Consider the following 26254-nt stretch of genomic DNA (forward strand, 5'->3'; position numbering starts at 1 on the left):
CAATCAGGCCGCAAGAAGATTCATTCTAAGCCAGTCTGTGCCAAAATAGCAGGTTTGAATGGGCTGGTACTTTGCCCCAGCCGGATAAGATCAGCGGAGCCGTTGTCCATGCAGGATCGCAATTTTGACGATATTGCTGAAAAGTTTGCGCGTAATATTTACGGCACCACCAAAGGGAAAATCCGCCAGGCGGTGGTTTGGCAGGATCTGACCACGCTGTTGGCCCAGTTGCCGCAACGGCCGCTGCGCATTCTGGATGCCGGCGGTGGCGAAGGCCATATGGCCTGCCAATTGGCAGAATTAGGACATCAGGTGTTGTTGTGCGATCTTTCTGGTGAGATGATCCAACGCGCCGCGTTGCTGGCTGAGCAAAAAGGTGTGAGCCAGAACATGCAATTCATACAAAGTTCGGCCCAGGATATTGGTCAACACTTGGAACAGCCGGTTGATCTGATATTGTTCCATGCGGTGCTTGAATGGATCGCCGAACCTGAGGCTGCGCTGCAGGCGTTATTTAATTGCCTGCTGCCGGGCGGCGCGCTGTCATTGATGTTCTTTAACGCCAATGGCCTCTTGATGCGTAACGTGGTGTTGGGTAATTTCCAACTGGTGAACCCAGAGGTCAGAAGACGCAGAAAGCGTTCGTTGTCGCCGCAGTATCCACATAGTCCGCCGCAGGTGTACGGCTGGCTGGAACAATTGGGCATGCGCATCAGCGGGAAAACCGGCGTGCGGGTGTTCCACGATTATCTGCAGAGCAGGCAGTTACAGACACAAAAATTTGAAGAGTTACTGGCGCTTGAACAGCACTATTGCCGGCAGGAGCCGTACGTGAGTTTGGGGCGCTATATTCACGTCATGGCGCATAAACCAAACCTGAAGGACGAACTATGAGTGAATTTTCCCAGACAGTACCCGAACTGGTCGCCTGGGCACGGAAAAATGATTTCTCTATTTCGCTCCCTACGGAGCGTCTCGCGTTTTTGCTTGCTATCGCCACTTTGAACGGCGAGCGGCTGGACGGCGAGATGAGCGAAGGTGAGCTGGTTGATGCATTTCGCCATGTCAGCAAGGGTTTCGAACAGACGCATGAAACGGTGGCCGTGCGCGCCAACAATGCGATTAACGACATGGTGCGCCAGCGCCTGTTAAACCGTTTTATCAGCGAACTGGCGGACGGTAACGCGATTTACCGTCTGACGCCGCTGGGCATCGGTATCACCGATTACTATATCCGTCAGCGCGAATTCTCCACGCTGCGTTTGTCGATGCAGTTGTCAATCGTGGCGCAGGAGCTGAAACGCGCCGCCGACGCCGCCGATGAGGGCGGTGACGATTTCCACTGGCACCGTAACGTGTTTGCACCGCTGAAATATTCGGTGGCGGAAATCTTCGACAGTATCGATTTGACCCAGCGAATTATGGATGAACAACAGCAAGGCGTGAAGGACGATATCGCAGCGTTGCTGAACAAAGACTGGCGTGCGGCGATCTCCAGCTGTGAGATGCTACTGTCCGAAACCTCGGGTACCCTGCGCGAACTGCAGGATACGCTGGAGGCGGCGGGCGATAAACTGCAGGCCAACCTGTTGCGAATTCAGGATGTCACGCTGGGTGGCGCGGAACTGGGCTTTATCGACAAACTGGTGTTCGATCTGCAAAGCAAGCTCGACCGCATTATCAGTTGGGGCCAACAGGCGATTGACCTGTGGATTGGCTACGACCGCCACGTGCATAAATTTATCCGTACCGCGATCGACATGGACAAGAACCGGGTGTTCGCCCAGCGTTTGCGTCAGTCGGTGCAAAACTATTTCGACAACCCGTGGACACTGACCCATGCCAATGCCGACCGTCTGCTGGATATGCGAGACGAAGAACTGGCGCTGCGCAGCGAGGAAGTGACCGGGGAACTGCCGCCGGATCTGGAGTTCGAAGAGTTCAGCGAAATCCGCGAGCAGCTGGCGGCAATGATCGAACAGGCACTGAAGATTTATCAGGAACAACAGATGCCGCTCAATTTAGGGGCGGTAATGCGCGATTATCTGGCGCAATATCCGCGTGCTCGTCATTTCGATGTGGCACGTTTAGTGGTCGACCAGGCAGTGCGCCTTGGTGTGGCTGAAGCAGATTTTTCAGGGTTGCCGGCGCAGTGGCAGGCAATCAATGATTACGGAGCCAAGGTCCAGGCCCATGTCATCGACAAATATTGAACAAATAATGCCAGTAAAGCTGGCCAAGGCATTGTCTAACGCGCTGTTCCCGGCGTTGGACAGTCAACTGCGTGCGGGTCGTCACATCGGTATCGATGAACTGGACAACCACGCCTTCTTAATGGATTTCCAGGATGAACTGGAAGAATTCTACACCCGCTACAGCGTAGAGCTGATCCGCGCGCCGGAAGGATTCTTCTACCTGCGTCCACGCTCTACTACGCTGATCCCGCGTTCGGTGTTGTCCGAGCTGGATATGATGGTGGGGAAAATCCTGTGCTATCTGTATCTCAGCCCGGAACGTCTGGCGCATGAGGGCATTTTCAGCCATCAGGAGCTGTACGACGAACTGCTGAGCCTGGCGGATGAGAGCAAATTGCTGAAGTTCGTTAATCAGCGTTCTACCGGCTCGGATCTCGATCGTCAGAAGCTGCATGAAAAAGTACGTACTTCACTGAACCGTCTGCGTCGTTTGGGCATGGTCTATTTTATGGGCAACGACAGCAGCAAGTTCCGTATCACCGAGGCGGTGTTTCGCTTTGGCGCCGATGTGCGCAGCGGTGACGATCCGCGTGAAGCGCAGTTGCGTATGATCCGCGACGGCGAAGCAATGCCGGTTGAAAACAGCCTGTTGCTGAATGATGAGAGTGATGCAGAAGACGCGTCGCTTGATACCACACCGGACAGTGCAGAGGATGAACAGGAATGATTGAACGCGGTAAATTTCGCTCGCTGACGTTGGTTAACTGGAACGGCTTTTTTGCACGCACCTTTGATCTCGATGAGTTGGTGACCACGCTGTCCGGCGGTAACGGGGCAGGGAAGTCCACCACCATGGCGGCCTTCGTCACTGCGCTGATCCCAGATTTGACGCTGTTGCACTTTCGTAACACCACTGAAGCCGGTGCCACCAGTGGCTCTCGCGACAAAGGCCTGCACGGTAAACTGCGCGCCGGGGTCTGTTATTCGACTCTTGACGTACTCAACTCGCGCCACCAACGCGTAGTCGTTGGCGTTCGTCTGCAGCAGGTCGCCGGCCGTGACCGCAAGGTAGACATCAAGCCGTTCGTTATCCAGGGCCTGCCGACGGCAGTGCAGCCGACGGAGCTTTTGACCCAAACGGTGGGCGAGCGTCAGGCGCGCGTACTGTCGCTGCAGGAACTTAAAGATCGCGTCGAAGAAATGGAAGGGGTGCAGTTCAAGCAGTTTAACTCCATCACCGATTACCACTCATTAATGTTCGATTTGGGCGTGATCCCGAAACGCCTGCGTTCATCGTCCGATCGCAGCAAGTTCTATCGTCTGATTGAAGCCTCGCTGTACGGCGGTATTTCCAGCGCCATCACCCGCTCGCTGCGCGACTACCTGTTGCCGGAAAACAGCGGCGTGCGCAAGGCATTCCAGGATATGGAAGCGGCGCTGCGTGAAAACCGCATGACGCTGGAAGCGATCCGCGTGACTCAATCCGACCGCGATCTGTTCAAACATTTGATTTCCGAGGCTACCTCTTACGTGGCAGCGGACTACATGCGTCATGCCAATGAGCGACGCATTCATCTGGACGGGGCACTGGCGCTGCGCAACGATCTGCTGGGCAGTCGCAAACAGTTGGCCGCCGAGCAATTCCGTCATGTTGAAATGGCGCGTGAACTGGCGGAGCAGAGCGGCGCGGAATCCGATCTGGAAACCGATTACCAGGCTGCCAGCGATCACCTGAATCTGGTACAAACGGCGATGCGTCAGCAGGAAAAGATCGAGCGTTATGAAGGCGATCTGGAAGAGCTGACCTACCGACTGGAAGAACAGAATGAAGTGGTTGCGGAGGCCAGCGAACAGCAGGCCGAAAACGAAGCGCGTGCCGAGGCAGCCGAACTGGAAGTGGATGAGTTGAAAAGCCAACTCGCCGACTACCAGCAGGCGCTCGACGTGCAGCAAACCCGGGCCATTCAATATCAGCAAGCGTTGCAAGCATTGGAACGTGCGCGCGCGTTGTGCCAACTGCCGGAACTGACCGCCGAAAATGCCGAACACTGGTTGGATACCTTCCAGGCGCGCGAGCAGGAAGCGACAGAAGCGCTGCTGATGCTCGAGCAAAAGCTGAGCGTGGCCGACGCCGCGCACGGCCAGTTTGAACAGGCTTATCAGCTGGTGGGTAAAATCGCCGGCCAGGTCAGCCGTAGCGAAGCCTGGCAGTGCGCGCGCGAATTGCTGCGTGACTGGCCATCACAGCAACACCTTGCCGAACGCGTGCAACCCTTGCGTATGCGCCTGAGCGAGCTGGAACAGCGTCTGCGCTCCCAGCAGGATGCCGAGCGTCTGTTGCAGGAATTCTGCAAACGCCATGGCCAGCAGTATCAGCCGGACGAACTTGATGCCCTGCAACAAGAACTGGAAGAGCGCCTGGAATCGCTGTCGCAGGGCGTCAGTGATGCCGGCGAGCGTCGGATGGAAATGCGCCAGGAACTGGAGCAAATTCAGCAACGTATCCGCGAACTGACTACCCGCGCCCCTATTTGGTTGGCCGCGCAGGATGCTCTGAGCCAGCTTGGTGAACAAAGCGGTGAAGCGCTTGAAAGCAGCCAGCAGGTGACGGAGTACATGCAGCAACTGCTGGAGCGCGAACGTGAAACTACCGTTGAGCGTGATGAAGTGGCTGCCGCTAAACGTGCTGTTGAAGCGCAAATTGAACGTCTCAGCCAGCCTGGCGGTGCTGAGGATCAGCGTCTGGTCACGCTGGCCGAACGTTTTGGTGGCGTGCTGCTGTCCGAAATTTACGACGACGTCACCATCGACGATGCACCGTACTTCTCCGCCTTGTACGGCCCGTCGCGCCACGCCATTGTGGTGCCGGACCTGTCGCTGGTGCGCGAGATGCTGGAAGGATTGGAAGACTGCCCGGAAGATCTCTATCTGATTGAAGGGGATCCGCAGTCGTTTGATGACAGCGTATTCGCCGTCGAAGAACAAGACCGCGCGGTGTTGGTTAAAACTGCCGAACGCCAGTGGCGTTACTCACGTTACCCGGCAGTGCCGTTGTTTGGCCGTGCCGCACGTGAGAATCGCCTGGAAATATTGCATGCCGAGCGGGAAAAGTTGGCAGAGCGTTATGCCACACTGTCGTTTGACGTGCAGAAAACCCAGCGTTCGCACCAGGCCTTCAGCCGCTTTATCGGTAACCATCTGGCGGTAGCCTTTGACGCCGATCCGGAAGCGGAGATCCGTGGTCTCAATACCCGCCGTGGTGAAATCGAGCGTGCGCTGAATAACCATGAAGCGCAGAACCAGCAGCAGCGTCAGCAGTACGATCAGGCAAAAGAGGGCATTGCTGCACTGAACCGTCTGACGCCGCTGGTTTCATTGCTAAACGATGAAACTCTGCAGGATCGGGTGGAAGAAATCCGTGAAGAGCTGGAAGAGGCGCAGGATGCCGCGCGTCATATTCAACAGCATGGCGTTTCCCTGACCAAGCTGGAGCCGTTGCTGTCGGTGCTGCAGAGCGATCCACAGCAGCATGAACAGTTGCAACAGGATTACACTCAGGCGCAGAGCGTGCAGCGTCAGGCCAAGCAGCAGGCGTTTGCCCTGATTGAAGTGGTGCAGCGTCGCGCGCACTTCAGCTATACCGACTCTGCCGGCATGCAAAATGCCAATAACGATCTGAACGACAAGCTGCGCCAGCGTCTGGAACATGCGGAAGCGGAACGTACCCGTGCTCGCGAGCAGCTGCGCCAGTATCAAACCCAGTTCACCCAGTACAGCCAGGTGCTGGCATCACTGAAAAGCTCGTATGACGCCAAACGCGACATGCTCAAAGAGCTGAGTCAGGAACTGGTAGACATCGGTGTGCAGGCGGATGCCAATGCCGAAGCCCGTGCGCGCACGCGTCGTGATGAATTGCATGCGGCCCTGAGCACCAACCGCGCACGTCGTAACCAACTGGAAAAACAGCTGACCTTCTGCGAAGCGGAAATGGACAGTCTGCAGAAAAAACTGCGCAAGCTGGAGCGCGATTATTATCAGCTGCGCGAGCAGGTGGTCACCGCCAAAGCGGGTTGGTGCGCCGTGATGCGTCTGGTGAAAGACAATGGCGTTGAGCGTCGTCTGCACCGCCGCGAACTGGCCTATATGGACGGTGACGAGCTGCGCTCAATGTCGGATAAGGCGCTCGGTGCGCTGCGTCTGGCGGTGTCGGATAACGAACACCTGCGCGATGTGCTGCGCCTGTCGGAAGATCCCAAGCGCCCGGAACGCAAAATCCAGTTCTATATTGCGGTCTATCAGCATCTGCGCGAGCGTATTCGTCAGGATATTATCCGTACCGACGATCCGGTTGAAGCCATCGAACAGATGGAGATCGAGCTGGGCCGCCTGACCGAAGAGTTGACCGCGCGTGAGCAGAAGCTGGCAATCAGTTCCAAGAGCGTGGCGAACATCATTCGCAAAACCATCCAGCGTGAACAGAACCGTATTCGCATGCTCAACCAGGGCCTGCAGGCGGTTTCCTTCGGGCAGGTGAAAAGCGTGCGATTGAACGTCAACGTGCGTGAAGCACATGCGACGCTGCTGGACGTGCTTTCCGAGCAACAGGAACAGCATCAGGACCTGTTCAACAGCAACCGACTGACCTTCTCGGAAGCCTTGGCCAAGCTGTATCAGCGTCTGAACCCGCAGATTGACATGGGGCAACGCACGCCACAGACCATCGGCGAAGAGCTGCTGGATTACCGTAACTACCTGGAGCTGGAAGTGGAAGTCTTCCGCGGTTCCGACGGTTGGCTGCGTGCCGAGAGTGGCGCGTTGTCTACCGGGGAAGCGATCGGTACCGGGATGTCGATTCTGGTTATGGTGGTACAGAGCTGGGAAGAAGAGTCTCGCCGTCTGCGCGGTAAGGATATTTCTCCATGCCGACTGTTGTTCCTCGATGAAGCGGCGCGACTGGATGCCAAATCCATTGCCACGCTGTTCGAGCTGTGCGACCGTCTGGAAATGCAGCTGATCATTGCGGCACCGGAAAATATCAGCCCGGAAAAAGGCACGACTTATAAGCTGGTGCGTAAAGTGTTCCAGAATCATGAACATGTACACGTAGTGGGGCTGCGCGGTTTTGCTAATGAGCCGCCGGTTCTGGGTATTACTGCGGCAGAAACGCCGTAAACGCAAAAAAAGCCCGCTAATAATCTGAAAATAGCCGCCCTGGGGTGGCTATTTTTTTGTGCGGGAGGATGATAGTCCTGCTTTTTTCTGCACTGAAAACCGAGTAGCCTAATGAAATAACAGTTATTCATAGTCGCCAAAGGGCAAAATGGCTTTTCTATTCGTATACTGAAACTAATAAGTTGTCTTGGTTATATTTTTTGTGAGCATACAGGGGGCAATGGATGTTGCTTAGAAATGGAAACACTGTACGGCGGCTGGCGTTAAGTTGCGCAATCGCATGTGGTCTTGCGTCGTCTTTACCCGTATGGGCAACCGTTCCTGCGCTTCCGGTAGCGTCATCCGGCATGTCAGTGGCGCAAAGCCGTTCGGAACTGCTTGCGGCATTGCCGAAGGGCATTACACCCTATTATCTTTCGACGCTGGCTCCTTTGTACGCGGCGAACCGGATGCAATTGATGTGGCAGGATCGCGAAGCGGTTCAACAATTCCAGCAGCAGCTGGCCGAATTGGCGATGTCCGGCGTACAGCCGCAGTTTACCCAATGGGTGAAGCTGTTGACCAACCCGGCGATAACCGACGTGGCGCGCGATGTGGTGCTGTCTGATGCGATGCTGGGCTATTTGCAGTTCGTTTCGTCCATCGGTGCCAACGGTAATAATTGGCTGTACAGTAATATTCCCTACAAACTCGGTCTGCCGCCCAATACGGTGATTAACCAATGGCAGCTGGCGGTGCGTCAGGGGAAAACGTTGGCTTATGTCAATACGCTGGCGCCACAGCACCCGCAATATGCCAAGATGCATCAGGCTCTGCGGGATATGCTGGCCGATGGTCGTCCGTGGCCGCAAATGGCCAATGGACCAAGCCTGCGTCCGGATCAACTGAGTAGTGATATTCCTGCCTTGCGTGAGATCCTGGCGCGTAACGGCATGCTGACGTCATCGACGGCACCGGTGGAAGCGCAGGATCCCCCTGCGGTATTGACCGGTTCGCGTAATGAGCCTGACGATGGTGGCCTGTCGGTTGATGAAGAAAAAAGCCGTGACAGCCAGAGTGCCGTTGTCAGCCCGGCCGCCGCTCCGGTCAAAGATCTCGTCCCAACGCCGCAATCGCCTTTTTCGCAGCAGTCAGAAAGCCCGGTGACCGTTACCGATAATCGCTACACTCCCGATCTGGTGGAGGGCGTTAAGCGTTTCCAGAAATGGCAGGGTCTGAGTGCAGACGGCGTAATTGGCGTGCGCACTCGCGAGTGGCTTAATGTGACTCCGCAAATGCGTGCCTCGTTGTTGGCACTGAATATCCAGCGTTTACGTATACTACCCGGTCATGTCGATACCGGTATTATGGTTAACATTCCCAACTACTCGTTGACCTACTATCAGAACGGCAATGAAGTGCTTTCCTCGCGGGTGATTGTCGGACGGCCCAGCCGCAAGACGCCGTTGATGAGCAGTGCACTGAATAATGTGGTGGTGAACCCACCGTGGAACGTACCGACTACGCTGGTGCGTGAAGATATCGTGCCGAAGGCGATGCGTGACGGCAGCTACTTCCAGAAGCATGGCTATACCGTGCTCTCGGGTTGGAGCAACGATGCTGAGGTGATTAACCCGGCTACTCTCGACTGGAGTATGATTTCGCCTCGTAATTTCCCGTATCGGATCCGTCAGGCTCCGGGAGCGACCAACTCACTGGGGCGTTTTAAATTCAACATGCCGAGTTCGGATGCTATCTATCTGCACGATACGCCCAACCATAACCTGTTCCAGAAAGACATTCGTGCCTTGAGTTCCGGCTGCGTCCGGGTCAACAAGGCATCGGATTTGGCGAACATGCTGCTCCAGGATGCAGGCTGGAACAACACTCGTGTTTCTTCCACCCTGAAACAGGGGAATACCACCTTCGTAAATATCCGCCAGCATATTCCGGTTAAATTGTATTATTTAACCGCCTGGGTCTCTGATGATGGAAAACCACAATTCCGCACAGATATTTACAATTATGATGATACGGTGAGATCGGGCGCACAAATTTTGGCTCAGGCCGAAAAATTAATGCAATAAATGCAGTAATTATAAATAAATAACGGTCAGAATATCGGGCCATGTTGCAGGCACTCATTGCGTGAGTGCCTGCAAACCGCGGGACATCACGGGTTGACTCAGCCAGTGTGGGCGGTTATGGTTCGGGCAGTGCGCTGTTTTGTGCATATATTTTGATATTCTTGCCGGGTTTAACAGAAACATGGACAAAATTGATCATCATCGCCGTAAATGGTTGGCGTTAGGTAGTGCCGCTGTGGGCATAGCGCTGCTCCCAGGGCAAGCCTTTGCCAGTCTTTCTACTTCGCGCCCGCGTATTCTGGTTGTAAATAATATGCATACGGGCGAATCGCTTAAAGCCGAATTCTTCGATGGTAAGGGATATAATAAAGACGAATTAGTCCGTCTTAATCATCTCTTCCGTGATTATCGAGCCAATAAGGTCAAGTCGATCGATCCTCGTCTGTTCGATCATCTCTATCGTCTGCAAGGTCTGTTGGGCACCAACAAACCTGTGCAGTTGGTTTCAGGTTATCGTTCCCTGGACACCAACAATGAGCTGCGTGAACGCAGTCGCGGTGTGGCCAAGCACAGCTACCACACCAAAGGACAGGCGATGGACTTCCATATTGAAGGCATCCAACTGAGTAATATCCGTAAAGCGGCGTTAAAAATGAGCGCCGGTGGTGTAGGATATTATCCACGTAGCAACTTCGTACACATCGATACCGGCCCGGTGCGGACCTGGTAATCGCTGTGCACCATAAGTGAGTAGCGCCAGCCCGGCAGGGTGTGGCGCCGTTGTCGTTGGAGCCTTATGAAATACCACATTATTCCCGTTACCGCTTTTAGTCAGAACTGCAGCCTGATCTGGTGTGAGAGTACCCAGCAGGCGGCCTTGGTCGATCCTGGCGGTGAACCTGAGAAACTGAAGGCCGAAATAGCCAGGCAGGGCGTAACAGTTACGCAGATCCTGCTGACGCATGGTCATCTCGATCACGTTGGCGCGGCCGCTGAGCTGGCTGAGCATTACCAGGTGCCGATCTACGGCCCGGATAAGAGAGATGCTTTCTGGCTGGACGGCCTGCCTGCGCAGAGCCGCATGTTTGGGCTGGAAGAGTGCGCACCGCTGACGCCGACCCAGTGGCTGGAAGAAGGGGATAGCGTGCAGGTGGGCGAGATGACGCTCAAGGTGCTGCATTGCCCTGGCCATACTCCTGGCCATATCGTGTTTATTAATCAGCAGGCGAGATTGGCTCTGGTGGGTGACGTGCTATTTAACGGCGGCGTCGGGCGCAGTGATTTTCCACAAGGCGATCACCAGGCGTTGATTACCGCGATCCGCACCAAGCTATTGCCGCAGGGTGATGACATGGCGTTTATTCCAGGTCATGGGCCAATGTCGACTTTCGGTCAAGAACGTGAAACCAACCCGTTCCTGCGTGAAGAACCGGCTATCTGGTAAGTTATTTCCGGCAGAAATATATCCGTCATACTTGAAGCTGCCTCTTTGTTGGCTTCCTGCGCTTACCCCGGTCACGTACTGTTTGTACGCTCCCGGGGATGCGCTTAGTTGCCGCCGCGATGCAACTCCAACTATTTTGGGTATAACTAAGGGGCGCTGCTTTGAGCGCCCCTTTTGCTAGGTGTCGCGCGACGGTTTACAGCACGGCGACGATGGCTTCGCACAGCGGCGCCATATTGTCCGGTGTCATGCCTGCAACGTTAACGCGGCCGGAGTTAACGGCGTAGACGCCAAACTCTTCACGCAGGCGCAGCACCTGTTCTTTGGTCAGCCCGCTGAACGAGAACATGCCGTTCTGGTTGATGATAAAGCTGAAGTCCTGCTCAGCACCTTTCTCCTGCAGGGTATTAACAAACAGCTGACGCATGCGGTGAATGCGTTGACGCATGTCGGTCAGTTCCTGCTCCCACAACGCACGTAACGCATCGTCGCCCAGGATGGTTGCCACAATGGCAGCACCATGTGACGGTGGGTTGGAGTAGTTGGCGCGGATGGCGGCTTTCACCTGGCTGAAGGCACGGTCGGCGGTTTCTGCATCAGCAGCGACGATGGTGCAGGCACCCACACGTTCGTTGTAAAGACCGAAGTTCTTCGAGTAAGAACTGGCGACGATCAGTTCCTGATGCTTGGCGGCAAAAATACGCAGGCCCTGGGCATCTTCTTCCAGACCATTCGCAAAGCCCTGGTACGCAAAGTCGAACAGCGGCAACCAACCGTTAGCCACAGACAGCTCGGCCAATTGTGCCCACTGCTCCGGCGTTGGGTCGATGCCGGTTGGGTTATGACAGCAGCCGTGGAACAGCACCACATCGCCGGCCTGAGCCTGTTTTAGGCTGTGGAGCAGGCCATCGAAGTCCAACGCATGATTGGCTGCATCGTAGTAGGCGTATTCCAACACTTCCAGACCGACCGCACCAAACACGTTGTTGTGGTTCGGCCAGCTTGGGTTGCTGATCCAGATGCGTTTCGCGCTGGTCTGGTTGGCGATGAAGTCAGCTGCTACACGCAGGCCGCCGGTGCCACCAGGAGTTTGTGCGGTACGCGCACGCTTGTCGACAATGATTGGGCTTTGTTTGCCGAACAGCAGCTCTTGCGTGCAGTTGGCGAACGCCGGAATACCTTCGATGCCGAGATAGTTTTTGGTGGTCTCATTTTCCAGCAGATACTGCTCAGCTTTTTTAACGCTGGTCAGCACCGGGGTTTTACCGGTTTCATCTTTATAAACGCCAATTCCCAGGTTGATTTTGTTAGGGCGGGCGTCAGCGCGGAAAATGTCGGTCAGACCCAGGATCGGATCGGCAGGTGCAGCAGTGATTTTTTCAAACATGTCAGGTGCTTCCATGGCTCGGAGTTAAGCAGACAGAAGCATCAGGGTAGCGCCAGTTATGCCCTTTGCCAACCGTTTGCGAGAAAAACACCTCGATCTTGTGAAGGACGCATATTCAGCATAAAAAATGAGGAAGAAGGGGGCATTGGCAGGATAAAAATTTACTGGCGGCGTAAAAACAAAAACAGGGCCGAAGCCCTGTTTTTTAACTTGTCCGGCGGTGAACCGCCGTTAAGTGAGACAACTTAGAACTGGTAAACCAGGCCTACACCAACGATGTCATCGGTAGCGATGGCATTGGCTTTGGTGAATTCGTTGTCGTCCAGCAGGTTGATTTTGTAATCAACGTAGGTAGACATGTTTTTGTTGAAGTAGTAAGTGGTACCTACAGAAACATATTTAACCAGGTCGGCATCGCCGCCGCCGAAGCTAGAACCGTTCGCGGTACGGCTAGACAGGTTTTTACCTTTAGACTGCAGGTAAGAAACTTCTGGACGCAGACCGAAGTCGAACTGGTACTGTGCGGTCACTTCGAAGTTCTGAGTTTTGTCAGCGATAGTGAAGTCAGATTCGCCGTATGGAGTCATGTTACGGGTTTCTGAGTACATGGCTGCCAGGTAAACGTTGTTGGCGTCGTATTTAGCGCCCACGGTCCATGCGTCAGCTTTGTCGCCTTTAGCGGTAGCGTTCAGTTTCTGATCGTCTGTACGGTTGGAAGATGCATACGCAGCACCGAAGCTTACGCCTTCGCCGATGTCATAAGTAGAAGACAGGCCCCAACCGTCGCCGTTTTGTTTCTTCAGAGCGCGACTGTCGTTCTGGTTTTTGCCCTGGTACTGAACGGCGAAGTTCAGACCGTCAACCAGACCGAAGAAGTTGTTGTTACGGTAAGTAGCAACGCCGTTGGTACGGCCAGTCATGAAGTTGTCGGTGTAGGTGTAGGTATCGCCACCGAACTCTGGCAGCATATCTGTCCAGCCTTCCACGTCGTACAGTACGCCGTAGTTACGGCCGTAGTCGAATGAACCGTAGTCAGCAAATTTCAGACCTGCGAAGCCCAGACGAGTCTTGGTGCCTTCGGTGCCTTGAGATTCAGCGTGGTTAGCCTGAACGTTGTATTCCCACTGGCCGTAACCGGTCAGTTGGTCAGTAATCTGGGTTTCACCTTTGAAGCCGAAACGAACATAGGTCTGATCGCCATCATTGCCTTTGTCGTCTGAGAAGTAGTGCAGACCGTCAACTTTACCGTACAGATCCAGTTTGTTGCCGTCTTTGTTGTAGATTTCAGCAGCGTTTGCTGCACCAGCTGCTAACAGAGCCGGGATTACCACTGCAAGAATGTTGCGCTTCATCATTATATTACCCTCATTGGTGTTATTCGGACACCTTTGCCACTGCCGCCAATAATTCTTTTGGAACTATTGTTGATAGATTGGTGTCGTCCTGTGTCTGCACGCAGTGTTCCATTCACGGGCGGGTTAATCTAGAACGAAAATGCTACCAATGTCGCAATGAGGTATCAGAATGAAAGCATTTGTAACAAAAGGTAATATTCAGGGAACTTTGTGACGTGCGTCAATATTAAAAAATGCGAAAGGCCAGCAAAGCTGGCCTTGGTTTTGTAACTAAATTAATTAGAAAATGTATTATCTGATTAATTAAAAGGTTGCATTACGTGGGGTACGCGGGAACGGAATGACATCACGAACGTTTTGCACGCCGGTTACATAGGCGATTAAACGCTCAAAGCCCAAGCCGAAGCCGGCATGAGGCACGGTGCCGTAACGACGCAGATCGCGATACCACCAGTAGTCTTCTTTATTCAGACCCATGGCTTCCAGACGCTGATCCAGTACGTCCAGACGTTCTTCACGTTGAGCGCCGCCGATGATTTCACCAATGCCCGGAGCCAGAACGTCCATTGCGGCAACGGTTTTACCGTCATCGTTCATGCGCATATAGAAAGCTTTGATGTCTTTCGGATAGTTTTTCACTACTACCGGCGCTTTGAAGTGTTTCTCGGCCAGGTAACGCTCATGTTCGGAAGACAGGTCGATACCCCAGGAAACCGGGTTTTCGAAAGTCTGGCCGGAGGCGATCAGGATTTCCACCGCTTCGGTGTAATCAACCTGAGCAAAATCAGAGGTAACAAAACGCTGCAGGCGATCAATGGCGTCTTTGTCTACGCGCTCGGCGAAGAATTGCATGTCATCCATACGCTCGTTCAATACGGCCTGGAATACATACTTCAGCATTTTTTCCGCTAACTCGGCGATGTCTTCGAGATCGGCAAACGCCACTTCCGGTTCGATCATCCAAAACTCCGCTAGGTGGCGGCTGGTGTTGGAGTTCTCGGCGCGGAAAGTGGGGCCGAAAGTGTAAATTTTCGACAGCGCACAGGCATAGGTCTCGCCGTTCAACTGGCCGGAAACGGTCAGGAAGGCTTCTTTGCCGAAAAAGTCCTGGCTGAAATCGACAGCACCTTTATCGGTACGCGGCAGGTTTTCCAGATCCAGGGTTGAAACGCGGAACATTTCACCGGCGCCTTCGGTATCGGAGGCAGTGATCAGCGGGGTGGAAACCCAGAAGAAGCCGTTCTCGTGATAGAAACGGTGAATGGCCTGTGCCAGCGTATGACGTACGCGTGCAACGGCACCGATCAGATTGGTGCGTGGGCGCAGGTGAGCCACTTCGCGCAGGTATTCGATGCTGTGACGTTTGGCCGCCATCGGGTAGGTGTCCGGATCGTCAACCCAGCCAACCACTTTAATCGTGGTTGCCTGCAGTTCGAAACTCTGACCTTCGCCCGGAGATGCCACCACAATGCCGGTGACTTCAATGGAACAACCCGTGGTCAGATGCAGCACTTCATCCTGATAATTCGGCAGAGAATTATTAACGACGGCCTGTAACGGATCAAAGCAGGAACCGTCATAGACGGCCAGGAAGGAGATGCCAGCTTTAGAATCTCTCCGGGTACGCACCCAACCGCGCACGGTGACTTCACTGTCAACCGCAGCACGGCCTTGCAGTACGTCGACTACAGGCACTACGCTCATAGATTTCTCTCTTTAATAATTTGGTTTAGAAATAGCTTATAACCCAGGAATATGGGGATGTTGCTATGTTACTTGGCGCGGTGCAGAGCACAAGTAGAAATCGCCGTATCGGCGCAACATTTCTTGGGGCTGGGCGAAAAGAAAGCAGCGGGAAGGACTATATAAAGAAGAAAAAGCCGGCGTGAAGTCTCAGCCGGCTTTTTAACGCTCATCGGGCAGGGGCTAGCTCGCTTTTTTTACCAGCGGCAGATCGAAGGCTTTGCGTAACGCTTTTACGAAGGCCTGATCCTGACAGATGGTTTTACCGGGGCTGTCGGAGAGTTTAGCCACCGGTTTGCCTTTGCATTCGACCAGTTTGATAACGATATTCAGTGGTTTAACCCCGGGAATATCGCAGGTCAGGCGCGTGCCTATCCCGAACACCAGGTTGACGCGCTGGTAGAAGTGGCGGTAAAGCGCGAGTGCCTTGTCCAGATCCAGGTTATCGGAGAACACCAGCGTTTTGCTCATCGGATCAATCCCCAGCGTCTGGAAATGCGCGATGGCTTTTTCGCCCCATTCGAACGGATCGCCTGAGTCATGGCGCAGACCCTGATAGCGCTGGGCAAACTGTGGACCGAAATCACGCAGGAAGGCATCCATGGTGATACAGTCGGTCAGTGCAATGCCGAGTTGATCGGGGTATTCATCCAGCCACGCCTGCAGTGCCGCCCGCTGACTGTTGGCCAACACCGGGCTTATTTGCTGATGCGCCTGGAACCATTCATGGGCCTGGGTACCGACTGGCGCAAGATCAAGCTGGCGCGCCAGATCGTAATTGCTGGTACCCACCAGATAAGGGAATTCGCTTTTCAGCGTGCTGACGATAGCTTGCTGTACAGGCTGGGAAAAACGGCGGCGGGTGCCGAAGTCCATCAGCTTGAAACGAGAAATATCCACATCGCTACTCATGGCTTTAAACTGCGCGAGTTTGTTGCGCAGGTGGGCTACCGCCATATCCGTCGTGACATCCGGTGAGCGGTGGCGATGTACCACTTCGCTGATCACTGCCAGCAGCGGAACTTCCCACATGATCACTTCGCGCCACGGGCCGGCAATACGAATATGCAGCTTGCCCTGGCGGTTTTCGATCTGGACCTGTTGCGGATCGTAGCGGAAATCGCGCAGCCAGTTCAGGTAATCCTCACGGAAGAAGGGCAGCCCTGAGAGATAGTTGAACTCAGCGTCTGTCAGCGCCAATTGGCTCATCAGTGCGATTTGCGCACTAATTTCGTCGGCATATTCGCCAAGCAGCTCATCACCACGGCAGCGGAATTCCGCAGCCACGCTGATAGCGGGGTAGCGATGAAACACTGCTTGCTGCATGTGAAGCTTATAAGCATCAGTATCAAGCAGTGATGTCAAAATCGGGGAGGCGTATTGAGTCATAGCGCGTTACTGCATCCTCGTCAGGCGCGTGTCCAAATCCGGATAATCAAAAAAAGTGGGGGGAGTATACCCGGATTATCCTGTTATTGAAGCTGCATCACACCACAATTCATCGGAGCGGGTCGAGGATTAAACGTGCCTTTATGTTGGCTTGTCATCAGGATACGGGCAGAAAAGCCAGATAAGCCTGTCAGGTTAATGACTTAGCCTAATTAGTCATAAAAATTATAATGTTAATTATTTTAAACAACAATTCAGATAAAACCGACCGACGTGTGAATGCCGATCCGGTCTTTGCCGTTTTTCTTGCAGAAGTAGAGCGCTTCATCCGCCTGCTTGATCGCCGTTGGCAGCAGCTTGATATCGCACACCTGCGCAATGCCACAGCTGGTGGTGAAACGCACGTTTTGCCCATCAGCCAACGTCAGGATAAGTTGGTGAGTTCGATCGCGCAGCTTTGACATCACTTTCCTCGCGTTCTCCAGCGTACAGTTGCCGAGGATCACTGCAAACTCTTCTCCGCCATAGCGACAGAAAATATCGCTGGAACGGAAGGTGCTCTGCAGCAGCTTGCCGAACGTCACCAGCACCAGGTCGCCGACATGGTGGCCATAGCTGTCATTGAGGTTTTTGAAATTATCGATATCAATCAGACAGAAGACCAGCGGATAGTTACCGATGCTCAGCGATTCACACTCGCGGAAAAACTTGCGGCGGTTATAGATGTTGGTTAAAGGATCAAGAAACGAGACGGCCTCTAGCTCTTTGATCAACAGGTGCTTTTCATTTTCCAACGTCACTTTTTCCAACTGATACTGTTTGAGCTGTTTAATCGCGTCACTGATGGCCATTAACTCCTGGCCGTAAAACACCTCATTGCGATCGATATCCATATTACCGCGCGACAGCCGTAGAATATTATTATGTGTTTTTGTCAGCCAACGACTGATATTTGAACAGTAAACCAGCGTCGGAAGAAAAATAAACAGGACGATCAGACCCCCGAGGGAAATCATGCCGTAAATGGCGGTCTGGCTGTCATAGACTTTACGCTTTGAGGCGACTATCTCCAGTTCAAAACTGCGTTGATAAAGTCGCTGTGAAAGATCACTCAGGTTATTCACGTACTGACAAATGGAGTCGACCGGGTAGGCGGTGTGGTTATCAATGGCGGTATATAGCTCAGCGGTAATACGGTTGATCCTCTTGGGTGAAAGTTGGTCGAGGATATCATTTACCAGGATCGTGATTTGCACATCGTTATAGGTCAGCTTCATAAATATCAATCGGGTGTTTAACGCACTCAATACCCCGGTGAGCTGAACGGCTTTCAGATAAGCGCCTTTACGTTCTGGCGGGTTGGTATTGATGTCAATAACTTGATCGACAAGTTCGGTCACAGACATGTTCAGCCGGTTATTCAGCCGTACGGCTTCCAGGAAAAGAAACGAGTCGGCATCGACCATACGGGTGTCGTAGGTATAACGGTAATAGCTTTTGCTGGCCTGGGAAATATAGTAGGCGCTGTTGATATTAAACAGATTGGCATTGACATCAGTAACATGAGAAAGCTGCAGATTGTCATTATTCAGTAATTGCTCCATCAGACTGAGCATGGAAAGCGCGGCGATTTTTTGTCTAATACCGAGCCGTTGCGATACTTCACTGTCGATATGTGGCCGAAAACGGGTGATTTTTTCCTGAGCTACGCGATCTGCGTCTTGCCACTGCGCTGCGGTAATATGCGGATTGATCAGACTTAGGCGCTTTAAACGATGCGCCAACAGCGTGGCCTGAAAAGCCTCTGAAATCTCTTTGGCACGGGTAATTTTGTACAGGTTAAGTTGATTGTCGCGATAGCCGGTATCAGCATCAATCAGCTCATCGGAAATAAACAGGGCGAATGAAGACATCAGGGCAAAGGTAAAAAAATAGATCAAATATTTTACTTTCATATGCGCCGTACGTCCTTGAGCCAGATTTGTTAATTATATCATTGTGGCTCCCAGCCTGTCTTATCTATACCCGGCGAGGCACGGCCGACGGGAGCGGCCCATTGAACAAGGAAAGGTTGCCCGTAGGCGCTGAGAAAACCTAGCTTTTGGCATGGATATTGACGTCTGGACAAACACGCAACGCGGAGGCGGCTTTTTAGCATTAAATGCTGATTTTCATACTGCCTCAGGTGAAGGAGCCTGACTGCGGGGGCAATTCGTCGACAACATTAGGATCCACCTCCGATTTCTCCGCTTCGGTGGCCCGGCATCTCTGGGTTTTTTTTGTAGCTGTGATACAGTTTATTTACAATCAGGCTCATCGAAATTTCTGCTCTTTCCCCACGGCGAGATAAATCCATGATGAAAGCCTGGCACCTGTAACTCACTGAGACGTCAAAGGGTTTTTATGACACAACAGCCACAGGCGAAGTATCGCCACGATTATCGCGCGCCAGATTACACCATCACTGATATTGATCTGGATTTTGAACTGGACGCAGAGACAACTCGCGTCACTGCCGTCAGCAAGATTAAACGCCAGGGCGCCGCCGACGCGGCACTGGTACTGAACGGTGAAGATCTTACGTTGGTGAGTATTGAGATCGACGGCCAGCCGTGGACTGCCTATCAGTTGCAGGATAACAAACTGGTTATCGAGAAGCTGCCAGCACAATTTACCATGACCATCGTCAATGATATTCACCCGGCGAAAAACACCGCGCTGGAAGGGTTGTACCTGTCCGGTGAGGCGCTGTGTACTCAATGTGAGGCCGAAGGTTTCCGCCACATTACCTATTATCTGGACCGCCCGGACGTGCTGGCGCGCTTTAGCACCCGCATTGTGGCGGACAAGGCTCGTTACCCGTTCCTGTTGTCAAACGGTAACCGCGTAGGCCAGGGTGAGTTGGAAGATGGCCGTCATTGGGTTCAGTGGCAAGATCCGTTCCCAAAACCGTGTTATCTGTTTGCGCTGGTGGCCGGTGATTTCGACGTGCTGCGTGACAGCTTCACCACCCGTTCCGGGCGCGATGTAGCGCTGGAGCTGTTCGTTGACCGTGGCAACCTGGATCGCGCCGATTGGGCGATGACCTCGCTGAAGAACTCGATGAAATGGGACGAAACCCGTTTTGGGCTGGAATACGATCTCGACATTTATATGATCGTCGCGGTCGACTTCTTCAACATGGGTGCGATGGAGAATAAAGGGTTAAATATTTTTAACTCCAAATACGTGTTGGCAAAAGCCGAAACCGCCACCGACAAGGATTACCTGAATATCGAGGCGGTAATTGGCCACGAATATTTCCACAACTGGACCGGCAACCGCGTGACCTGTCGCGACTGGTTCCAGCTCAGCCTGAAAGAAGGGCTGACGGTGTTCCGCGATCAGGAGTTCAGTTCAGATCTGGGTTCACGTCCGGTCAACCGCATCGATAACGTTCGCGTGATGCGCGGCGCACAGTTCGCCGAAGACGCCAGCCCGATGGCGCACGCTATTCGTCCGGACAAAGTGATCGAAATGAACAACTTCTACACCCTGACGGTGTATGAGAAAGGGTCTGAAGTGATCCGCATGCTGCACACGCTGCTGGGCGAAGAACAGTTCCAAAAAGGCATCCAGCTGTATTTCGAGCGTCATGACGGTAGCGCGGCCACCTGCGATGATTTCGTTCAGGCAATGGAGGACGCATCCAACGTTGACCTGTCGCTGTTCCGCCGCTGGTACAGCCAGTCCGGTACGCCGTTGCTCACCGTGCGCGATGAATACGATGCCGAGCACCAGCAGTATCGCCTGCACGTCAGCCAGAAGACCGAACCGACTGCCGATCAGCCGCAGAAATTGCCACTGCATATTCCGCTGGATATCGAACTGTACGACGCGCAAGGCAATGTGATTGCTCTGCAGAAAGACGGCTCTGCGGTCAATAACGTCTTGAACGTGACCGAGGCGGAGCAGACTTTCGTGTTCGACGGTGTGGCGCACAAGCCGGTACCGTCCCTGTTGCGCGAGTTTTCCGCGCCGGTGAAGCTGGATTACCCGTACAGCGATCAGCAATTGACCTTCCTGATGCAGCATGCGCGCAATGAATTTGCTCGCTGGGATGCGGCACAGAGCCTGCTGGCCACCTATATCAAACTGAACGTGGCCAAACATCAGCAGAAACAACCGTTGTCGCTGCCACTACACGTTGCTGATGCGTTCCGCGCCGTGCTGTTGGACGAGACGCTGGATCCGGCATTGGCCGCGCAGATCCTGACGTTGCCATCGGAGGGTGAAATTGCCGAGCTGTTTGCGACCATCGATCCTGAAGCGATTGCTGCGGTGCATGAAGCAATCGTCCGTTGCCTGGCCAAGGAAATGGCCGACGAGTGGCTGGCGGTTTATAACGCCAATAAAATCGACGGTTACCGGGTGGAACACGCTGACATCGGCAAACGTTCGCTGCGCAATGTGTGCCTGGGCTATCTGGCCTTTGGTGATGCGGCCCTGGCCGACCGATTGGTGTCCGAGCAGTATCGCCAGGCAGACAATATGACCGACTCACTGGCGGCGCTGGCTGCTGCAGTAGCGGCACAATTGCCTTGTCGCGATGCGCTGTTAACGGCATTCGATGAGCGTTGGCATCAGGATGGTTTGGTGATGGACAAATGGTTCGTGCTGCAGGCAACCAGCCCGGCGGCGGACGTGTTGACCAAGGTGCGTAGCTTGCTGAAGCACCGTTCATTCAGCCTGAGCAATCCCAACCGTACGCGTTCGTTGATCGGCGGTTTCGCTTCTGCCAACCCGGCGGCGTTCCATGCGGCAGACGGCAGTGGCTATCAGTTCCTGGCGGAGATCCTCAGCGATCTGAACCAGCGCAACCCGCAAATTGCCGCACGCCTGATTGAGCCGTTGATCCGCCTGAAACGCTATGATGCTTCGCGTCAGGCGCTGATGCGCAAGGCGCTTGAGCAGTTGAAGGGGCTGGAGAATCTGTCCGGCGACCTGTTCGAGAAGATCACCAAAGCGCTCGACGCGTAACGCGTAAACCTAAAAGGGACGGCATGCCGTCCCTTTTTTTAATTCGCTACCCGGCGCGAAGCTTCAGCCAGCGGCGACGGTGACAGTACCCGGTCCAGCACTTCGGCTTCCAGCTCCGCCAGCCTGGCCGATCCCTTACGGCGTGGACGCGGCAGGTCAATGGTCAAATCCAACCCGATACGCCCTTCCTCAATCAAAATCACCCGATCAGCCAGCGCAATGGCTTCACTGACGTCGTGCGTCACCAGCAGTACGGTAAAACCATGCTGTTGCCACAGCCCTTCGATAAGCCCCTGCATTTCAATCCGCGTTAACGCGTCCAGCGCGCCCAAGGGCTCATCCAGCAGCAACAGGCGTGGACGGTGGATCAGTGCGCGAGCCAGCGCCACCCGCTGCTTTTGCCCGCCGGACAAGGCTGCCGGCCACTCATTGGCGCGATCGGCCAGCCCAACGGCCTCCAGCGCGTGCAATGCGTCGGCTCGCCAATGACCCCGCAGGCCGAGGCCGACATTGTCGATCACCTTTTTCCACGGCAGCAGGCGGGCATCCTGAAACATCAGGCGAGTATCGTCCCTGGCATTGGCGAGTGGCGCATTGCCGCTTAATAATGCGCCGCTGCTGGCATTTTCCAACCCGGCCATCAGACGCAGCAGCGTGCTTTTGCCGCAACCGCTGCGGCCAACCACGGCGACGAACTGGCCGGCGCTGATGCGTAACTGGATATTGTCGAGTACCCTGCGGTTACCGTATTGCTTGGCAATGGATTCCAGCGTGACTGGAGTCCCCTGGGGGATACGTGCGGGGGTCGTCATAACGCTTCTCCTTGCTTCAGTTGATAGGCCGGATGCCAGCGCAGCCAGACGCGTTCAAGCAATTGGGCGCTGACGTCTGCCAGTTTGCCGAGCAGGGCGTACAACACAATGGCGACTACCACCACGTCGGTCTGCAGGAATTCACGGGCGTTCATCGCCAGATAGCCAATCCCCGAATTGGCGGAAATGGTTTCGGCTACGATCAGTGTCAGCCACATAAAGCCCAATGCGAAACGCACGCCGACCATGATCGAGGGCAGGGCGCCCGGTAAAACCACCTGGGCGAATAACTGGAAACCGCTCAGGCCGTAGCTGCGTGCCATTTCAAGCAGGCCCCGATCGATATTCTTGATACCGTGATAGGTATTCAGATAGATAGGGAACAGGGTGCCCAACGCCACCAGAAAAATCTTGGCGGACTCATCGATGCCAAACCACAGGATCACCAGCGGGATTAATGCCAGATGTGGCACGTTGCGGATCATCTGCACGGAACTGTCCAGCAAGCGTTCGCCCCAGCGCGACAGGCCGGTGATAAAGCCCAGCGCCAGCCCGATGCTGCCGCCAATGCTAAAACCGATCAACGCGCGCCAACTGCTGATGGTCAGGTGTTGCCACAGTTCGCCGCTCTTGGTCAGGGTCCAGAAAGCGGTCACTACGGCGCTTGGCGCCGGCAGAATGCGGTTCGACAGCCAGCCAGCCTCCACGGATATTTGCCAGACTGCCACCAGCGCCACCGGCAATGCCCAGGGTGCCAACCGGTGCAAGATTCGTTGTGTGCCGTTTGCCATAGTGCGGCTCCTCAGCTTTGCGATGCTTTTTGTGGAATATAAATATTGGCCACCACTTCGCCCTGTGCTTTGACCGATCGGCGTGGCGTGGGCACTTGGGTTTCCACCAGATCAAGATGCGGGAACAGCAGTTCGCCAACGCGATAGGCTTCTTCCAGATGCGGGTAACCGGACAAAATAAAGGTGTCGATGCCCAGATCGGCGTATTCCTGCATACGTGCCGCCACCGTCGGGCCATCGCCAACCAGCGCGGTTCCGGCACCGCCACGCACCAAACCCACCCCGGCCCACAGATTGGGGCTGATCTCCAGATTGTCCTTCTTGCCGCCGTGCAATGCCGCCATCCGTTGTTGCCCTACGGAGTCAAACCGAGCGAAGGCCTGCTGGGCATCGGCAATGGTTTTTTCATCCAGATTGGCAATCAGCCGGTCGGCTGCTCGCCAGGCTTCCTCGGTGGTTTCGCGCACAATGACGTGCAGGCGGATACCGAAACGCACCTGGCGACCTTTGGCTGCGGCCTTGGCGCGTACCTCGGCAATTTTTTCTTTTACCTGCGTCGGCGGCTCGCCCCAGGTGAGATACATTTCAACCTGATCGGCTGCCAGATCCTGTGCCGCGGCGGAGGATCCGCCAAAGTAGAGCGGTGGGCGCGGTTGTTGCACCGGCGGGTACAGCAGTTTTGCGCCCTTTACCTGAATATGCTTACCGTTAAAGTCGACGGTTTCTCCTTCCAGTACCTTGCGCCAGATATGGGTGAACTCCGCCGAGGCCTCGTAGCGTTCTTCGTGATTCAGGTGCAGACCTTCCGCCGCCAATTCATCAGGATCGCCGCCGGTGACCAGATTAAACAGGGCCCGGCCGTTGGAAAGACGATCCAGCGTCGCTGCCTGGCGAGCCGCAAGAGTGGGTGAAATAATGCCGGGGCGCAGGGCTACCAGAAATTTCAGTCGTTGGGTGACCGGGATTAGCGAGGCGGCCACCAGCCAGGAGTCTTCACATGATCGGCCGGTCGGGATCAGCACGCCACCAAAACCCAATCGATCGGCCGCCTGGGCGATTTGCTGTAAATAACCGTAATCGACGCTGCGGGCACCTTCAGTGCTGCCAAGATAGTGACCGTCACCGTGGGTAGGTAAAAACCAAAATACGTTCAGGCTCATCCTCAGTTCTCCTAAATTATTGTGCGCTCGGGTGCCAGATGCGTTGCGAAATATCGACTTTCACCGGCACCAGGTGGTTGGCATAAAACAGATCGGCGGTTTGCTGCTGAGCGGCGATGGTGTGTGCGTCCAGCGGTTTGATAGCGGTGGGCGGGCGGTGATCCAGATAGGTCGAAATCACTTTCTCCGGCAGGCCCATGGCATTGGCCAGCAGCGTGACGCTTTGCGCACGGTCGCTCAGGGTTAGCGCATCGGCCTGGGTCAGCGTATCGAGCACCTGTTGAATAAACGGCCCGTTGGCCTCGGTATAAGTTCGCACCGCCAAATAGAAGGAGCCGGTTTGATTCAGATCGGTACCGTCACCCAACACTCGTACGCCGCCCTGCAACAAGGCAGCGGAGTAGTAAGGATCCCAAATCGTCCAGGCATCGACATTGCCCTGCTGGAAGGCGGCGCGGGCATCGGCCGGAGTCAGATAGACAGGTTGAATATCAGTGAATTTCAGCCCGGCTTTTTGCAATGAGCGCAGCAGCAGATTGTGGGAGCTGGAGCCTTTCTGGAAGGCCACCTTGTGGCCCTTTAGCTCCGCGACGGTTTTGATTGGGCTGTTCTCCGGAACCAGGATCACTTCTGCCTTGGGTTTTGGCGGCTCTACGCCAACATACAGCAGGTCCGCTCCGGCAGCCTGGGCGAAAATCGGCGGGATATCGCCGGTACTGCCCAGATCGATACTGCCGACGTTCAGCGCTTCAAGCATCTGCGGGCCGGCGGGGAATTCGATCCAACTGATTTTGGTGTTGGGAAAACGCTGTTCCAACAGCCGGTGGGTTTTTGCCAGTACCAGACTGACCGATCCTTTTTGGTAACCAATGCGAAACTGCGCCGGATCCTGTGCGCTGGCGGCATTGATCCATGCCAACGAGATGATGCCCGCTAATGCGCTGGTGCCAAGCCAACGGCCCAGTGAAGAAAGTCGTTTCATGCTTATTTCCTTATATGCTGTGCCATCAGGCAGTTTGGCGGGCAAAAAGAGAGGGGGGGAGCTTGGCTCTTGGTGGCTTGCGGCGGCCCAACGCCAGATAAAAGCTTTCCAGGGCTTCTTCCAGCCGGACGGCCAGATTCTCGGCCAGGGTGACCTCTTCCCCGTCCAGCACCACCTGACTGTCATCGGCAAATACCCCGTGCAGCACTTCCTGCGCTTTCAGCGCCGCCAGAACTGGCTTGAGGGCGTAGTCCACTGCCAACATATGGCCAATGGAACCGCCGGTGGCCAGCGGTAATACCACCTTATGGTCCAGCGCACGCTCCGGCAGCAGATCCAGCAGGGTCTTCAGCGCACCGGAAAACGACGCCTTATACACCGGTGTCGAGACCAGCAGGCCGTCGGCCTGTGCCAGTTGCTCGGTAAAGGCTTTGATCGCCGGGCTGTTAAAATTGGCATACAGTAAATCTTCGGCATCAAAATCGTGCAGGGTATAGGAGATCACCTCCACGCCTTGTTGCTGCAACCAGTTTTTACTCAGAGAAAGCAGTGCTGCCGAGCGTGATGGGATGCGGGGGCTGCCGGCCAGTGATATAACGCGCATTACCACTCCTTATAACTAAAAGTTAGGTTTAATCAGAAAATTGTCGAGAAGTGTTTTAAACCTATCAGCAATAAGGTGGGTTACTTAAATCTCATTTTTCGATTTTGTTATGCGCAAATGCGGATTGGCGGCGGT

General features: G+C 54.5%; 18 protein-coding genes. 8 read left to right on the forward strand and 10 right to left on the reverse strand.

From position 1 onward, the window contains the following. Window positions 1-108: 108 nt before the first annotated feature. The 7 genes from cmoM to OCH02_RS10975 all read left to right on the forward strand — a co-directional run bounded on the left by cmoM (window position 109) and on the right by OCH02_RS10975 (window position 10877). Complete coding sequence (cmoM, locus tag OCH02_RS10945) at window positions 109-894, forward strand: tRNA uridine 5-oxyacetic acid(34) methyltransferase CmoM (RefSeq protein WP_012006149.1); 786 nt, start codon at window positions 109-111, stop codon at window positions 892-894. Beyond that, the gene (gene mukF / locus OCH02_RS10950; protein WP_261431242.1) at window positions 891-2213 is read left to right on the forward strand and encodes a chromosome partition protein MukF; all 1323 of its coding nucleotides are present in this window, start codon (window positions 891-893) and stop codon (window positions 2211-2213) included. The genes cmoM and mukF overlap by 4 nt, the downstream gene beginning before the upstream one ends. Beyond that, complete coding sequence (mukE, locus tag OCH02_RS10955; protein ID WP_261089020.1) at window positions 2194-2922, forward strand: chromosome partition protein MukE; 729 nt, start codon at window positions 2194-2196, stop codon at window positions 2920-2922. Before mukF ends, mukE begins: the two co-directional genes overlap by 20 nt. Further along, window positions 2919-7367: a chromosome partition protein MukB gene (gene mukB / locus OCH02_RS10960; RefSeq protein WP_261431243.1), complete on the forward strand. Its 4449-nt coding sequence runs from the start codon at window positions 2919-2921 to the stop codon at window positions 7365-7367. Before mukE ends, mukB begins: the two co-directional genes overlap by 4 nt. Window positions 7368-7591: 224 nt before the next feature. Further along, window positions 7592-9433: a L,D-transpeptidase gene (ldtD, locus tag OCH02_RS10965; protein WP_410001250.1), complete on the forward strand. Its 1842-nt coding sequence runs from the start codon at window positions 7592-7594 to the stop codon at window positions 9431-9433. 181 nt (window positions 9434-9614) lie between these two features. Next, entirely contained in the window at window positions 9615-10163 is a 549-nt protein-coding gene (locus OCH02_RS10970) for a YcbK family protein (protein WP_020826147.1), read from the forward strand. A 66-nt stretch (window positions 10164-10229) separates the two neighbouring features. Further along, window positions 10230-10877, forward strand: coding sequence for an MBL fold metallo-hydrolase (locus tag OCH02_RS10975; protein ID WP_261431246.1), 648 nt, complete (start codon window positions 10230-10232; stop codon window positions 10875-10877). A 196-nt stretch (window positions 10878-11073) separates the two neighbouring features. Here the strand turns inward: OCH02_RS10975 and OCH02_RS10980 are convergent, their stop codons facing one another. From OCH02_RS10980 to OCH02_RS11000, 5 genes are all read right to left on the reverse strand, one after another. Continuing rightward, window positions 11074-12264 carry an amino acid aminotransferase gene (locus OCH02_RS10980; RefSeq protein ID WP_261431247.1) on the reverse strand — a complete coding sequence of 397 codons (1191 nt, stop codon included), beginning with the start codon at window positions 12262-12264 and terminating at the stop codon, window positions 11074-11076. A gap of 245 nt (window positions 12265-12509) precedes the next feature. Then, window positions 12510-13619, reverse strand: a complete 1110-nt coding sequence (gene ompC / locus OCH02_RS10985; RefSeq protein WP_312847926.1) for a porin OmpC — start codon at window positions 13617-13619, stop codon at window positions 12510-12512. Between the two features lie 303 nt (window positions 13620-13922). Then, complete coding sequence (asnS, locus tag OCH02_RS10990) at window positions 13923-15323, reverse strand: asparagine--tRNA ligase (RefSeq protein ID WP_261431248.1); 1401 nt, start codon at window positions 15321-15323, stop codon at window positions 13923-13925. A 222-nt stretch (window positions 15324-15545) separates the two neighbouring features. Continuing rightward, window positions 15546-16751 carry a nicotinate phosphoribosyltransferase gene (gene pncB / locus OCH02_RS10995; RefSeq protein ID WP_261431249.1) on the reverse strand — a complete coding sequence of 402 codons (1206 nt, stop codon included), beginning with the start codon at window positions 16749-16751 and terminating at the stop codon, window positions 15546-15548. 254 nt (window positions 16752-17005) lie between these two features. Further along, on the reverse strand, window positions 17006-18706 hold the full coding sequence (locus OCH02_RS11000; protein ID WP_261431250.1) for a GGDEF domain-containing protein: 1701 nt from the start codon (window positions 18704-18706) through the stop codon (window positions 17006-17008). A 448-nt stretch (window positions 18707-19154) separates the two neighbouring features. Between OCH02_RS11000 and pepN the strand changes: the two genes are divergently transcribed. After that, complete coding sequence (gene pepN / locus OCH02_RS11005) at window positions 19155-21770, forward strand: aminopeptidase N (protein WP_261431251.1); 2616 nt, start codon at window positions 19155-19157, stop codon at window positions 21768-21770. 38 nt (window positions 21771-21808) lie between these two features. On the opposite strand, the gene ssuB is transcribed toward pepN, so the two are convergent. From ssuB to ssuE, 5 genes are read right to left on the reverse strand one after another with little or no spacing between them, the layout of a single operon-like run. Next, on the reverse strand, window positions 21809-22582 hold the full coding sequence (gene ssuB, locus OCH02_RS11010) for an aliphatic sulfonates ABC transporter ATP-binding protein (RefSeq protein WP_261431252.1): 774 nt from the start codon (window positions 22580-22582) through the stop codon (window positions 21809-21811). Continuing rightward, on the reverse strand, window positions 22579-23373 hold the full coding sequence (gene ssuC, locus OCH02_RS11015) for an aliphatic sulfonate ABC transporter permease SsuC (protein WP_135344427.1): 795 nt from the start codon (window positions 23371-23373) through the stop codon (window positions 22579-22581). The genes ssuB and ssuC overlap by 4 nt, the downstream gene beginning before the upstream one ends. 11 nt (window positions 23374-23384) lie before the next feature. Continuing rightward, a complete protein-coding gene (ssuD, locus tag OCH02_RS11020; protein ID WP_261431253.1) occupies window positions 23385-24533 on the reverse strand; it encodes an FMNH2-dependent alkanesulfonate monooxygenase in 1149 nt (382 codons plus the stop codon). A gap of 16 nt (window positions 24534-24549) precedes the next feature. Then, on the reverse strand, window positions 24550-25515 hold the full coding sequence (locus tag OCH02_RS11025) for a sulfonate ABC transporter substrate-binding protein (protein WP_174352820.1): 966 nt from the start codon (window positions 25513-25515) through the stop codon (window positions 24550-24552). Between the two features lie 25 nt (window positions 25516-25540). Then, complete coding sequence (ssuE, locus tag OCH02_RS11030) at window positions 25541-26119, reverse strand: NADPH-dependent FMN reductase (RefSeq protein WP_261431254.1); 579 nt, start codon at window positions 26117-26119, stop codon at window positions 25541-25543. Window positions 26120-26254: the final 135 nt, after the last annotated feature.

The organism is Serratia quinivorans, from assembly GCF_946227985.1.
In the GTDB taxonomy this organism is placed as follows: domain Bacteria; phylum Pseudomonadota; class Gammaproteobacteria; order Enterobacterales; family Enterobacteriaceae; genus Serratia; species Serratia quinivorans_A.

Coding starts and splice junctions, on each gene's coding strand:
- cmoM (WP_012006149.1), top strand. CDS start 109: ATGCAGGATCGCAATTTTGACGATATTGCTGAAAAGTTTGCGCGTAAT.
- mukF (WP_261431242.1), top strand. CDS start 891: ATGAGTGAATTTTCCCAGACAGTACCCGAACTGGTCGCCTGGGCACGG.
- mukE (WP_261089020.1), top strand. CDS start 2,194: ATGTCATCGACAAATATTGAACAAATAATGCCAGTAAAGCTGGCCAAG.
- mukB (WP_261431243.1), top strand. CDS start 2,919: ATGATTGAACGCGGTAAATTTCGCTCGCTGACGTTGGTTAACTGGAAC.
- ldtD (WP_410001250.1), top strand. CDS start 7,592: ATGTTGCTTAGAAATGGAAACACTGTACGGCGGCTGGCGTTAAGTTGC.
- OCH02_RS10970 (WP_020826147.1), top strand. CDS start 9,615: ATGGACAAAATTGATCATCATCGCCGTAAATGGTTGGCGTTAGGTAGT.
- OCH02_RS10975 (WP_261431246.1), top strand. CDS start 10,230: ATGAAATACCACATTATTCCCGTTACCGCTTTTAGTCAGAACTGCAGC.
- OCH02_RS10980 (WP_261431247.1), bottom strand. CDS start 12,264: ATGTTTGAAAAAATCACTGCTGCACCTGCCGATCCGATCCTGGGTCTG.
- ompC (WP_312847926.1), bottom strand. CDS start 13,619: ATGATGAAGCGCAACATTCTTGCAGTGGTAATCCCGGCTCTGTTAGCA.
- asnS (WP_261431248.1), bottom strand. CDS start 15,323: ATGAGCGTAGTGCCTGTAGTCGACGTACTGCAAGGCCGTGCTGCGGTT.
- pncB (WP_261431249.1), bottom strand. CDS start 16,751: ATGACTCAATACGCCTCCCCGATTTTGACATCACTGCTTGATACTGAT.
- OCH02_RS11000 (WP_261431250.1), bottom strand. CDS start 18,706: ATGAAAGTAAAATATTTGATCTATTTTTTTACCTTTGCCCTGATGTCT.
- pepN (WP_261431251.1), top strand. CDS start 19,155: ATGACACAACAGCCACAGGCGAAGTATCGCCACGATTATCGCGCGCCA.
- ssuB (WP_261431252.1), bottom strand. CDS start 22,582: ATGACGACCCCCGCACGTATCCCCCAGGGGACTCCAGTCACGCTGGAA.
- ssuC (WP_135344427.1), bottom strand. CDS start 23,373: ATGGCAAACGGCACACAACGAATCTTGCACCGGTTGGCACCCTGGGCA.
- ssuD (WP_261431253.1), bottom strand. CDS start 24,533: ATGAGCCTGAACGTATTTTGGTTTTTACCTACCCACGGTGACGGTCAC.
- OCH02_RS11025 (WP_174352820.1), bottom strand. CDS start 25,515: ATGAAACGACTTTCTTCACTGGGCCGTTGGCTTGGCACCAGCGCATTA.
- ssuE (WP_261431254.1), bottom strand. CDS start 26,119: ATGCGCGTTATATCACTGGCCGGCAGCCCCCGCATCCCATCACGCTCG.